The 12,575-nt window shown below is 47.4% G+C and carries 13 protein-coding genes and 1 tRNA gene; 8 read left to right on the forward strand and 6 right to left on the reverse strand.

The features are described 5' to 3' along the window. The first annotated feature begins 17 nt into the window (after positions 1 to 17). Both F458_RS0112845 and F458_RS0112850 read left to right on the forward strand, forming a co-directional pair. Positions 18 to 93 (forward strand) — tRNA-Glu (locus F458_RS0112845). Positions 94 to 674: 581 nt separating this feature from the next. Next, positions 675 to 959, forward strand: a complete 285-nt coding sequence (locus tag F458_RS0112850) for a hypothetical protein (RefSeq protein ID WP_018983835.1) — start codon at positions 675 to 677, stop codon at positions 957 to 959. 37 nt (positions 960 to 996) lie between these two features. Here F458_RS0112850 and F458_RS20175 read toward each other — a convergent pair whose 3' ends face one another. Next, positions 997 to 1,647, reverse strand: coding sequence for an ion channel (locus F458_RS20175; protein ID WP_083928630.1), 651 nt, complete (start codon positions 1,645 to 1,647; stop codon positions 997 to 999). Continuing rightward, on the reverse strand, positions 1,620 to 2,060 hold the full coding sequence (locus F458_RS20180; RefSeq protein WP_051085027.1) for a substrate-binding periplasmic protein: 441 nt from the start codon (positions 2,058 to 2,060) through the stop codon (positions 1,620 to 1,622). The genes F458_RS20175 and F458_RS20180 overlap by 28 nt, the downstream gene beginning before the upstream one ends. Positions 2,061 to 2,297: 237 nt before the next feature. Here F458_RS20180 and F458_RS0112860 point away from each other — a divergent pair, with 237 nt between their 5' ends. Further along, on the forward strand, positions 2,298 to 3,212 hold the full coding sequence (locus F458_RS0112860; RefSeq protein ID WP_018983836.1) for a M14 family metallopeptidase: 915 nt from the start codon (positions 2,298 to 2,300) through the stop codon (positions 3,210 to 3,212). A gap of 93 nt (positions 3,213 to 3,305) precedes the next feature. Here F458_RS0112860 and F458_RS20695 read toward each other — a convergent pair whose 3' ends face one another. Beyond that, a complete protein-coding gene (locus F458_RS20695; RefSeq protein ID WP_156824246.1) occupies positions 3,306 to 3,443 on the reverse strand; it encodes a hypothetical protein in 138 nt (45 codons plus the stop codon). A gap of 85 nt (positions 3,444 to 3,528) precedes the next feature. Between F458_RS20695 and dusC the strand changes: the two genes are divergently transcribed. From dusC to F458_RS19560, 3 genes are all read left to right on the forward strand, one after another. Continuing rightward, positions 3,529 to 4,467, forward strand: a complete 939-nt coding sequence (dusC, locus tag F458_RS0112865) for a tRNA dihydrouridine(16) synthase DusC (protein WP_026294675.1) — start codon at positions 3,529 to 3,531, stop codon at positions 4,465 to 4,467. A gap of 148 nt (positions 4,468 to 4,615) precedes the next feature. Then, positions 4,616 to 6,040, forward strand: coding sequence for an amidohydrolase (locus F458_RS0112870; protein WP_018983838.1), 1,425 nt, complete (start codon positions 4,616 to 4,618; stop codon positions 6,038 to 6,040). Then, positions 6,037 to 7,317 carry an amidohydrolase family protein gene (locus F458_RS19560; RefSeq protein WP_018983839.1) on the forward strand — a complete coding sequence of 427 codons (1,281 nt, stop codon included), beginning with the start codon at positions 6,037 to 6,039 and terminating at the stop codon, positions 7,315 to 7,317. The genes F458_RS0112870 and F458_RS19560 overlap by 4 nt, the downstream gene beginning before the upstream one ends. A gap of 42 nt (positions 7,318 to 7,359) precedes the next feature. Here F458_RS19560 and F458_RS0112880 read toward each other — a convergent pair whose 3' ends face one another. Continuing rightward, positions 7,360 to 7,983, reverse strand: a complete 624-nt coding sequence (locus F458_RS0112880) for an arylesterase (protein ID WP_051085029.1) — start codon at positions 7,981 to 7,983, stop codon at positions 7,360 to 7,362. A gap of 57 nt (positions 7,984 to 8,040) precedes the next feature. On the opposite strand from F458_RS0112880, the gene F458_RS0112885 reads away from it, so the two are divergent. Both F458_RS0112885 and F458_RS0112890 read left to right on the forward strand, forming a co-directional pair. Next, on the forward strand, positions 8,041 to 8,736 hold the full coding sequence (locus F458_RS0112885; RefSeq protein ID WP_018983841.1) for an ABC transporter ATP-binding protein: 696 nt from the start codon (positions 8,041 to 8,043) through the stop codon (positions 8,734 to 8,736). Next, positions 8,737 to 11,265 carry an ABC transporter permease gene (locus F458_RS0112890; RefSeq protein WP_018983842.1) on the forward strand — a complete coding sequence of 843 codons (2,529 nt, stop codon included), beginning with the start codon at positions 8,737 to 8,739 and terminating at the stop codon, positions 11,263 to 11,265. Between the two features lie 35 nt (positions 11,266 to 11,300). Here the strand turns inward: F458_RS0112890 and F458_RS0112895 are convergent, their stop codons facing one another. Continuing rightward, on the reverse strand, positions 11,301 to 12,194 hold the full coding sequence (locus F458_RS0112895; protein ID WP_018983843.1) for a TIGR01777 family oxidoreductase: 894 nt from the start codon (positions 12,192 to 12,194) through the stop codon (positions 11,301 to 11,303). A 9-nt stretch (positions 12,195 to 12,203) separates the two neighbouring features. Further along, on the reverse strand, positions 12,204 to 12,566 hold the full coding sequence (folX, locus tag F458_RS0112900; RefSeq protein ID WP_018983844.1) for a dihydroneopterin triphosphate 2'-epimerase: 363 nt from the start codon (positions 12,564 to 12,566) through the stop codon (positions 12,204 to 12,206). Positions 12,567 to 12,575: the final 9 nt, after the last annotated feature.

The raw sequence follows: 12,575 nt of genomic DNA on the forward strand, positions 1-12,575 counted from the left end.
TTTACTGTAAAATTTCAGTCCCCTTCGTCTAGAGGCCTAGGACACCGCCCTTTCACGGCGGTAACAGGGGTTCGAATCCCCTAGGGGACGCCATTAATAGAAAACCAGCTTTCGGGCTGGTTTTTTTATGCCTGTTTGTTGGCGAGAAACCCTTCCATGACCTTTTCGGAAGTACTCTTAAAAAAACAGCGTTAGGGGCTGGTTTCTTATAGATGACTCTTAGGGGGGCTTTTAAAAGTGTCTTTAGAGGTATTTTTTGGGTGACCTATAAAAGATTGATGGGTGTCCAATAAAAGAGTGCAATAAAAGAGTGCCATGGGTGTCTTTTAAGAGCGTCTCTTTTAAGAGCGTCTAGAGCGTCCGTGGGTGCCTTTTAAGAGCGATGTTTTTAATAGTCCTTAAGAGTGCCTGTCTGATGCAGCTAAACCATGTAAATTATATCCGTGGCGCTGGAACTGGTTTGTCTACTACCCTATATCGCTCTAATCGCTGCTATTCGTTTTTTTCATTCATAGGTAAACGCCCTTCGCTCTATGATACACCTATCATTATCTCAGCACATTGATGTCGGTCCCCCTCTTTCATCCAGCCTTACAATTGCTTGTACTAAAGAACAATGGACGGAGTATAAAATATAGCTAAAATCCAGCCATCAAGTATTAATAGCAGTTTCAATGAACTCGAATTTTGGCTGGGAAAATGTTGCCATAGGCAATGGCGTCATGGATGGGTTGTCGGCGTTTTGTTATCAACAAAGGTTGTATGTAAAAGACGTTATTCGCTGGGAAAAAGATAAGCATGCGTTAGCACGATTAAGCGATAACGCATTGATTGACTGTTCGGCTCAGGCTCCGGGTGTTGTTTTTATTTTAAAAACCCTTGGTGACCAGCAAGTTCGCTATCGGCTGTGTAAAAATAAACTCAGCTGGCACCTGACGACAATTACCGGCGACGTGTAAGATAGGCTTATATTGTCGCCCCAGTACTGCCTGGGTGTTAGTTTTTGCCTAGGTAACCATCCACGATATCCTGCCACTCCTGTGTATTAATAATTCTGAGCAAAGACGTATTAAAAGTTTCCCGTTGCTGACTATTTTCGGGCAGCCCTATAGCGTAATCTTGTCTGTCAATAACTTCTGGCAGAACCGTAATATCATCTTCGAAGCCTCGATGAATAAAATACTCGAGTATGGGTTTGTCGTAGACGAACGCATCTGCTTTACCATTTTTTAAAAAGGCCAGGCCGCCTTTAAGGCTATCAACAGTGGCAAAGTCGATGTCTTTGTTACGAAGAAACGCTGCGCTTGCAGATCCTGGTAAAGTCACAACTTTTACATCCGGTAGGTCGTCAACACCTTGCACTCTGGTCTGCAACTGACTGACGGTAAGGCTCGTGGCGATGGCGGCGGTGAAGCTACTGATTAAGATAATTGCGGCAAACATCCAGATAAATCCGACGATACGCCCGGCTATTGTGACCGGCGATTTATCCCCATACCCGACTGTTGTCATGGTAACTGCAGCCCACCAAAAGCCAGAGCCGATTCCTTTGGCTGTGGTTCCGCCAAACTGTTCCTGATTGCCTTTACGTTCTGCAAGCCAAACAATAACGCCTACCCCTAGTAGCAGTAAACACAGCCCACCCAGCGCCGCAAAAAATCGCCAGGAAAAAAGCCAGAAACCGCACCCATCAACCGGCTTTCATCTTTGGGTACTGCGATAGCAAGCCCTGTAGTATAAAATGGATGGGTAAAGTCGATACGTGACTCTCGGTCGGCATTCACGGTTAAAGCTGCGATCGATGCGTCATATTTGCCTGATTCAAGACCATCGATCATATCTGCCAGCTCGGTTTCCTCATAACGAAATGTCAGGTCACGGGCTCGCGCTATCTTTTCGAACAGCATGATACTGATGCCTTCAAATTCACCATTTTCCTTTTCGATGACAAAGGGGGGTGCTTCTTTAGTGGCTACAACCATTTCTTTGTTCTGCGCAAAGCCTTGCAGTGAAAAAATGGCACCGATTAGAGTCATTAAAAGAACTGTCAAACGGGGCATAGCCAAATCCTTGTTGTAAATATTGTAATCTCCTTACTATTCGTTGGTAGCTTAAAAAAAGATCGTCCGCTCTACATCTGATGTAATCATAAATTTCCAACAAAACGTACCCAATCGACTTATCTGTTCAACTGATTTGCCTAGCTCTGCGTAGGCACAGCAAGATGCTTAACACAGCAACTTACCAATCCACTGTGTTAAGATATTTATTTTTTATCGTAATGCGGAAACTCATTTATGCAAGATTACCCTATAGGGACACCAGGTGAACCCTGGACAGAAAAAGAAAAAACGCAATGGAAGGAACAACAAACAATAAAGCGCAGCTACCGAGAAGAGGTTCTGGAGAAATTACCTGACCAGCTTGATGGCTTTTCCGTAGTGCAATATGGCGCGCTGCCCTACGATGAAAGCAAATATCCGCTATATGCAGTGGTAAGCGATCCCGTTTCACAGACGAAGCCGACCATTTTAATTACTGGTGGCGTGCATGGTTATGAAACAAGCGGGGTGCAAGGTGCGCTGCAATTTATAAAAAATGATGTCACACGCTATAACTCCAGGTTCAATTTTGTCATCGTGCCTTGTATCAGCCCATGGGGTTATGAAACCATTAATCGCTGGAATCCCATGGCAATGGATCCAAATCGCTCGTTTTTTGACAATAGCCCGGCGCCGGAGTCCGCGCAGGTCATGGCTTTTCTGGACTCTCTGAACGTGCCTTTTTTAATGCACATCGATCTCCATGAAACGACTGATTCAGATAATAGTGAATTTCGTCCGGCGCTGGCGGCGCGAGAGGGAACGGTGAATACTAACTGGAATATTCCAGATGGTTTTTACACCGTCGCTAATTCTCAGGCACCTCAACTGGATTTTCAAAAAGCAATTATCGAGGCGGTACGCGACGTGACCCACATAGCGCCAGCGGATGAAGAAGGACGTCTTATCGGCGAACAAATCCAAAGTGAAGGGGTAATTTGCTACGATAAGAAAAAACTGTTTTTGTGTGGTGGCATGACTGACGCCAATTTTGTTTCCACCACCGAAGTGTATCCGGATTCTCCTCAGGCAACACCTGAGCAATGTAATGACGCACAGGTTGCCGCTATCAAAGGCGCGTTGGATTATTTGATGGCTACAAATCTATGACTGTATTTAGACGTTTGAATGTTTAGACGTCTAGATGTATATTTAAGGCTTCATGAATCAGTGAGGCCTTTTCTGTGTATCAATATACTGCGTTTATTTATGCGGATAACAAACAGCAACTCGTGAACCAGCAAGCATTATCTGACCAGGAATTTCATCAGCATCTAATGGCACGGTTCGGGATTTATGTCTGTCTTTGGCAAACACACCACTCCCCGAATAATTGCTCATCCTCTGTCCATCAATCATAAGACGCTATGATGCATCCCATGCCTCTGGTAAAATTCGCGCCCGTTTCAACCGCGATACCAATGTTATGAAAGTAGTCCTGGCACCGATGGAAGGTGTGGTCGATCATCTGATGAGAGAAATGCTTACCCAGGTGGGTGGTTTCGATCTGTGTGTGACTGAATTTATTCGTGTGGTTGATCAAAAACTCCCGCCCAAACTTTTCTACAGGCTTTGCCCTGAACTGAAAAATAACGGTAAAACTACCGCCGGTACGCCGGTACGCGTGCAGTTGCTGGGCCAGCATCCGCAGTGGCTGGCGGAAAATGCACAAACAGCGGTGGAATTAGGCTCCCCCGGTGTAGATCTCAACTTCGGCTGTCCGGCCAAAACGGTCAATAAAAGCCGCGGTGGTGCTGTACTGCTAAAAGAAACGCAGGCGCTTTACGATATTGTCAAAGCTGTTCGTGAAGCCGTGCCTTCAGCCTATCCTGTAACTGCCAAAATAAGATTAGGCTTCGACGATAAAACAAAGGCGATTGAAAATGCGCTGGCGATTGAAGAAGCGGGTGCCAACGAACTGACCGTGCACGCCCGAACTAAAACTGAAGGCTATAAGCCGCCGGCTTACTGGGATTGGATAGCTAAAATCCGCAAACACACCACACTGCCTGTTATTGCTAACGGAGAAATCTGGAATGCTGAAGATGCAAGACGGTGTCAGCAGCAGGCATTATGTGAAAATATCATGATCGGTCGGGGCGCGCTGGCGTTGCCCAACCTGGCCAACTGTATCAAGTATGATGAAAAGCCGATGCATTGGGAGCAGCTAACTAAATTGCTTATCCAGTATTCCGGATACGAAATATATGGTGATAAAGGGCGCTATTACCCCAACCGAATTAAGCAGTGGTGCGGTTACCTCAAACGTCAGTATCCTCAGGCTGAACATCTCTTTAACAGTATACGGCGACTACAAAATGCCCAGGACATTGTCACTGTTCTTCGTAGTCAGTCTTCGCAATAGTCGGGCAGCTAGTCTCAAAAACTTGGTTTTCCATCGAACCTGGAGTAGCGTATTGCTAGTATAAAGGTGTGATTTTTTAAATGACACCCACTACATATAACAATACGCAGGTGATTAACACCTGTTAATACAACAAGATGGAAACACAATGGCACTTACCCGTTCTCGCATATCTATTGCGCTGGCCTTTTTTATTCCTGCGTTTCTCAGCGGTTGTCAGTCTACCCAGTCATCGGGCAAAGACACTGAGCAGGCCGAAAAAGTCAGCATCGATTCTAATCCTTTTCCCAGTACTTACACGCCTATTGAAGGTCAGCCGACTGTTATTACCAACGTCACTGTAATTGATGGTATCGGAAATAAAATCGACAACGGCATGGTGTATTTTGCCGATGGTAAAATACAGGCTGTAGGAAAAGACGTTGATTATCCTGATGGCGCCACCGTCATTGATGGACAGAACAAATGGGTCACACCTGGCATCATCGACAATCATAGCCATTTAGGGGTGTACCCTTCGCCGGGAATTGGCTCGTTGTCAGATGGCAATGAAATGACCAAACCGGTTACTCCCGGGGTATGGGCAGAGCACTCCGTCTGGCCTCAGGATGCTGGCTTTGCCCGCGCTCTGGCGGGGGGTGTGACAACCTTACAAATTCTCCCCGGTTCGGCAAATCTGTTTGGCGGGCGCTCGGTTGTGCTTAAAAACCTTCCCAGTCGCACCATGCAGGATATGAAATTTCCTGATGCACCTTACGGTATGAAAATGGCGTGTGGCGAAAACCCCAAACGTGTATATGGTCAAAAAGGTGGTCCTATGACGCGTATGGGCAACGTAAGAGGGTATCGCCAGGCCTGGGCCGATGCTCAGGATTACATGCGCAAGTGGGAAAAATACGAATCGGAAACGGCCGCGGGTAAGCAGTCCAAAGCACCTAAACGGGACTTAGATTTGGAAACGATGGCCGGTGTGCTGAAGGGGGATATTCTGGTGCATATGCACTGTTATCGCGCTGATGAAATGGTCACTATGATGGACATGATGAAGGAGTTTGATTATCAGATCAGCTCCTTCCACCATGCGGTAGAGGCATACAAAATTGCCGACAAATTAGCGCAAAACAATGTGTGTGCATCGATGTGGGCAGATTGGTGGGGCTTTAAAATGGAAGCTTACGACGGTATCCGTGAAAATATTCCTATGGTGGATAAAGCCGGAGCTTGTGCCATTGTTCATTCCGACAGCGACATAGGCATTCAGCGCCTGAACCAGGAAGCAGCCAAAGCCTGGTCTGATGGCCAGCGTGCTGGCATAGACATATCAATGGCGGATGCCTGGACCTGGTTAACAGCAAACCCGGCAAAATCACTGGGTATTTTTGATAAAACCGGCTCACTTGAAGAGGGCAAAAACGCAGATCTGGTGCTGTGGACGGGTAATCCATTTTCTACTTACACCAAGGCTGAGAAGGTATATATAGATGGCGGTCAGGTTTTTGACTTAAATGACCCACGTATGCAACCTCAAAGCGATTTTGAAGTTGGTCAGTCAGCTCAGGGAGAAAACCAGTGAAAAATTTAATAATTGCAGCAGCGCTTGCCAGCGCAGGCTTTGCCGGTAGCGTATTGGCTCAGAATATCGCTATTACTGGTGGTAAAATTTATACCCAGACCGATCAGGGCGTTATTGAAAATGGCACCGTATTAATTCGTGACGGCAATATCGAGAGCGTTAACACGGGGTCAGCTGTTCCCCAGGGATACAGACAATACGATGCGCGCGGTAAGGTGGTCACGCCCGGTTTGGTAGGCGCAATGACTTCACTAGGCCTGGTGGAAGTTGAGTCCTGGGCTGGTTTGGTTGACGCATCAGTAGGGGATGCATCAGTTTCTCACAGCGGTGCTGCCCTGGACGTAAGTTATGCCATTAACCCTGACTCTACGGTTATAGATGTATCTCGCATTGAAGGGGTAACATCCGCAGCGACCACCATTTCTTATACCGATTATCTGTTTCAGGGGCAGGGCAGTGTCATTTCCCTTAATGAAAGCGCCGAAATCATTCGTCCCAGAGCGTTTACCGTGCTGGATGTCAGTGGTGATGGTGCAGAGCAATCAGGAGGCTCACGCGCTGCCTTATGGGTTACTCTGGAGCGGCTATTTGATGAGGCTGCAGCGCTCAGCGAAGTACCGGGGCTTAACAGTGTGTGGGAAGGCCTGAATACACGCGCAGACTTAGAAGCTCTGCAGCGTATTTTAAGTGGCGAAATGCCGCTAATTATGGAAGCCGATCGTAAATCCGATATATTGCAAATCCTGGCGTTTAAGTCACGCCATCCTGAAATTGATATTGTATTGATGGATGCTGCCGAAGCCTGGCGCGTTGCCGACCAGCTGGCCGAAGCTGATATTCCGGTAATAATGAATCCGGAAATGAATCTGCCTGACAGCTTTGAAGCCATTGGTGCAAGCATTGAAAATGCAGCCAGACTGGCGCAAGCCGGCGTGCGGATTGCGGTGGGCATGGAGACGCATAACATTCGGCTGGCTACGCAGCATGCAGGTAATGCAGTGGCAAATGGCTTGTCTCATGAACAGGGCATCGCCAGTCTCACCAGTCATCCGGCGAGCATTCTTGGCGTATCAGACCGTGTGGGGTCACTGGCCGCCGGCAAGCAGGCTGACGTTGTTATCTGGAGTGGCGACCCACTTGAGGTAACTGAGTACGCTGAACAAGTATTCATTCAGGGGCAGCCCATTGATATGGAAAGCCGTCAAACACAGTTGCGCAATCGGTATCAGAATTTCTACGAGCAAGAAAAAAATACCTCGCAGTATATTCAACCCTAATCGTAAAAAGCCTGCTTCATGCAGGCTTTTTTACTTCTGGCGCTAGTCAATAAGAGGACTAAGCTTCGTGTCCATATATTCGGCAATAAGTGGTTGTGCCTGCTTATTTGGATGAATGCCATCGCGCTGCATGAGTGACTTATCCAATGCAATGGACGCTAAGAAGAACGGAATTAATGGAATATTCTGCTTCTCTGCCACTTCATCAAATGCATCGGCAAACATGCTGGTATAGCGCTTTCCATAGTTTGACGGAATTTCCATATCCTGCAAAAAGACGGTAGCACCACTGTCCTGCGCCAAATCGATCATGGTATGTAAATTATTTTTCATTTTTGAAATGCTGTGCCCCTGTAAGCCATCATTTCCACCAAGCTCGATAAGTACGTGCGAGGGATTGTGTGTGTCTAGCAACTGAGGAAGCCTGGACAAGCCACCATCAGTGGTGTCGCCGCTAATCGCAGCATTTATAACCTCGGCCTGAAGCGGTTTTTCATTCCATCGCTTTTGTAACAGACTAACCCAGCCTTCATGCTGTTGCAGCCCGTAAGCCGCACTAAGGCTATCGCCCAGAATAAGCAAGCGGGTAGTTTCATTTTCTGTATCCTCCGTTTCTGCAAAAGATTGATCTGCCAGTAGGATCAGAGGTAAAAATAGAATAAGCATCGTTTGTCTGAAAACATAACGACTTTGAATAATAAACACGACCGTGGTGACTCCTCTATGATAAAAACCAGCCAGTTAACCAAACTAGTTAGTACGAACGAAGGTGAACTGGAGATTCTTAAACCCATCTCCTTTGAAGTCAAGTCGGGTCAGACCGTTGCCATAGTAGGTGCGTCAGGCTCAGGAAAATCCACTCTGCTGGGATTACTGGCAGGGCTGGACCAGGTGAGTGATGGTGAGATATTTTTAGATGGTGAACCGCTTCACACCATGGACGAGGAAGAGCGCGCGCAGTTACGTGGTGCCAAAGTAGGATTTATTTTTCAAAGCTTTATGTTGGTACAAAGTCTGACAGCTATTGAAAATGTGATGTTGCCCGCGGAAATTGCCGGTTTCAGCGATGCCAAAAAGCAGGCGCAGAATATTTTGCAGCAGGTCGGGCTTGATCACCGGGCGCACCATTACCCCAATCAGCTTTCCGGCGGCGAACAGCAGCGGGTTGCTATTGCCCGGGCGTTTATCGGCAAACCCAAGATACTGTTTGCTGATGAACCTACCGGTAACCTGGATGCTGCTAACAGCGAAAAAATTGAAAAACTGTTATTTAAGCTCAACAAAGATCTTGGTACCACACTGGTGCTGGTGACCCATGATGAGAAACTGGCAGAACATTGCGAACGCCAGTTCACTATGCAGGCCGGCACGCTTTCAGAAAGTAAAAACAGCGCACCGCTAAAGCAGGATATCGCCTAGATGAGCACCGTATCAAATCTGGCCTGGCGGCTGTTCAAACATGAAGCCCGTCGTGGTGAATTAACCATTATCCTGGCGGCTATTATTTTATCAGTGGCCGCTGTGCTGTCTTTATCTCTATTCAGTGAGCGTTTGCAGGGCGCATTAACTGAACGCTCGGCCAGCTTTCTGGCGGCGGATCGTCAACTGCAGGCCCGCCAACCACTAAATGAAAAGTGGCTAAGTGCCGCTCGAGAACAATCGTTAGCTACGGCGCAGCAGGTTCAGTTGCGGTCTATGGTATTTGGACCGCGGGAAATGTCTCTGACAGACTTACGTGCGGTGAACAGCGATTATCCCCTTAAAGGCAATATTATCGTTGCTGATGAGCCTTTCGGGGAAGAGCGCAGCGTTACTGGCGTCCCTGAACCGGGGCAAGCCTGGATAGACTCCCGTCTTTTTCAGCTACTTGAAGTCAGCATCGGGGACGATATTGAAATTGGTGAGGCTACCTTTACTGTCTCACGTGTGCTTTCGGAGATTCCCGATGCCGGTTTCAGTTTATTTAGTACTGATCCCATCGTACTTATCCGCCAGGCAGATTTAGAAGAAGCCAATATTACCGGGCCCGGTAGCAGGGTGTCATACAAAGCGTATTTTACAGGTGAAGCGTCGCAGCTTGAAGCATATTACGAGTGGTTGAGACCACAACTCAACGATGAGATACACCGTTGGGAGTCGGTACAGGATGATCAGTCGCCCATTGGACGTTCCGTAGCCAGAGCCGGCCAGTATTTCTTGTTAGCAAGCTTACTGGCAATTGTGTTGGCAGCCGTATCTATTGCAGTGGCTGCGCAGCGTTATAGTCATCGTCATTATGACCCCGTGGCAATTATGAAGACCCTCGGCGCCAGTAAAAAAATGATTCGAAAAGTCTATATTTTACAGGTGATGTTCATTGCGATACTGGGCATCATCATTGGCATCGCTGCCGGGATGCTTATTCAGCAGGCAGTGGTCAGTGCACTGGCCGACCGGGTTGAGGTAAGCCTTAGTGTGTGGCACTGGCGGCCTGTATTGATAGCGGTGTTTACCGGTGTCATCTGCGCTGTCTTGTTTTCGATGTATCCGCTGCTTCGGCTTTTCTCGGTTCCACCCTTACGGGTTCTGCGTCGGGATCTGGACTCAAGCCTGAGCTCCAGAACCTTTCAGTTTGCCATATCCGGCACGGCGGTATTCGTGTTGATGTGGGCATACAGTCAGAATCTTAAAATCAGCGCCATTTTATTTGTTTCCGGGATTGTGCTGGTAGCCGCACTCATTGGTGTCACGTTTGGCTTGATACGCCTGGGGCGTTGGCTGGGAAGCAGCAAAATGGGGGCGTGGCAACTGGCCTGGGCGAGAATAAGACGTCGGGCCATGGATAACAGCGTTCAGTTGATAAGCTTTTCAATCACAATAATGTTGTTGTTAATCGTTCTGGTGATGCGCAATGATATGATTGAACAGTGGCAGGCTCAGCTTCCTGAGGGGACGCCCAACTACTTCATGATCAATATTACCGAAAATGACCGTGACCGGGTTGAGTCTCATTTTGCTGACAATGATGTTCAGATCGAGCGCTTTTACCCCGTCGTCCGTGGGCGGTTTGTTTCTGTAAACGGCTCCCAGGTAAACACGGAGGTGACTAAAGAAGATGATCGCGATGAGGATGCAGAAGACAGTCAGGATGGTCTGGGCAGAGAGGCTAATCTAACCTGGACAAATCAACTGCAAAAAGAAAATGAAGTTGTTGCGGGAAGCTGGCATGGGAATAACCAGGCGGATGAAAGTCAGCCCTACGAAGTTTCGGTAGAAAGTGAAGTCGCCGACAGGCTCGAAATAGAAATGGGTGATTTGCTGACATTTGATATTGGATCGCAGATGGTAGAGGCCAGAGTGACCAGCTTAAGAAAAGTAAACTGGCAAACTATGCAGCCTAATTTCTTTTTCATTTTGTCACCGGCGGCAATGACTGATTTTACACCCACCTACATTACCAGTTTCTATTTGCCTACAGCACAAAAGGCAGAGCTAACCAAACTGCTGAAGCCGTTTCCAGCGGTTACGCTGTTTGATGTGGATGCCAGAATCAATCAGCTTCGGGGCATCGTAGACCAGGTATCGCTGGCTGTGGAATTCATACTGATACTTGTATTAGTTGCCGGCTCGCTGGTGCTTATTGCCCAGGTACAGGCCAGTATGGATGAGCGTCAACAGGAACTGGCCATTTTACGCACCCTGGGCGCCAAAGGCCGTCTGATTCGTTCCAGCGTTATTCTGGAGTTCGTGATAATTGGTGTAGTCGCTGGATTTATGGCTGCGCTGGCAAATGAGTTCAGCCTTTACCTGCTACAAACGCAGTTATTCAATATGACGCCTTCAATTCACTTTAGCTACTGGCTGATAGCACCGGTCACTGGCGCGCTGGTGGTAGGAGCTCTTGGCGCAATCGGATGCTGGCGTTTACTAACGCTCAATACCAGTGATTTGCTGCGAAAAATCATGTAATAAAAAAAGGGGCTACAAGCCCCTTTTTTAATGCTTTAAGAGAATTCTTGCTTCAATGCACTTTCCAGTAATGGATATTCAAAGGTAAACCCGGCCTCTTGTAGTTTTTCCGGGATCACCTTCTGGCCTGTAAGAAGCATTTCAGCGGCTTCTCCCATTGCGGCTTTAAGCGCAAAAGCCGGCACAGTAAAAATGGCAGGACGATTTAACACATCGGCCAGTGTGCTGGTGAACGTTTTATTGGTTACCGGATGCGGTGCGGTCATGTTAAACGGTCCGTTGCAGTCAGCATTTTTTAACAGAAAAATAATCGCCTGCACCATATCGCGAATATGGATCCAGGACATATACTGTTTTCCATTGCCCATTTTGCCACCCAATCCGAGTTTGAAGGGGAGCGCCATCTTATCCAGCGCGCCTTCGCCTTTCGCCAGGACAACACCCGTGCGCAATAGGCACACACGCGTTACATCAGCGGCCTCTAGCGCTATCTCTTCCCACTTTTTACAAAGTTCGTGAGTGAATTCATCATGCACATGATGTTGCGCTTCGGTTACCGTCTTATCACCCTGACGACCATAGAAGCCAATCGCTGAGCCAGATAAAAATGTAGCAGGCGGATTTTCTGTAGCGTTGATTCGATCGACCAGTTCGCGGGTAATTTCCCACCGACTTTCGCAAATACGCCGTTTTTGCTTAGCATCCCAGCGACTGTCAGCGATAGGCTCACCCGCCAGATTGATAATTGCATCCAGCGCGCTAAAATCAGAAATTTCTGTTAGCGCGTTGATGAGAGTAATATTCTGTGGCAGAGCAGACCCTGCTTTGGACTTATCCCGGGTAAGCACAGTTATATCATGGGTAAGATGTAATGCATCTATTAAGTGTCTGCCTATAAAGCCTGTACCGCCGGTAATAAGTATTCGCACGTGTGCTCCTTATTTATAACAAGATAACGTCAGTGAAACCGAGTCAGAGAATCGCAGTGCATGGGGCTTATCCACTTCCACTTCGGCAAAGGTCACCCAATGATGCTCTGATGCTACAGTAAGTAGTTCTGCAGTTAATTTTTCAAGCAGTGAAAACCGATTGCCTTCGACCAGTTTGATCATGGACTTTGTCACGGTTTTGTAGTTTAGTGCATCATCCACATTATCGCTGTCACTGGCACGTTCAGCGTCGTAATGTATTTTGACGTTTACAATAACGTCCTGTTTATTCTTAACCTCATCTTCATTAATGCCAATGTAAGTGCGTAAGCGTAAATTCTTGATTTTTATTGTAGCCTGATTCAAATTCATGAAAATCTT

Origin of the sequence: Salinimonas chungwhensis DSM 16280, assembly GCF_000378185.1 — a bacterium.
Taxonomy (GTDB): Bacteria; Pseudomonadota; Gammaproteobacteria; order Enterobacterales; family Alteromonadaceae; genus Alteromonas; species Alteromonas chungwhensis.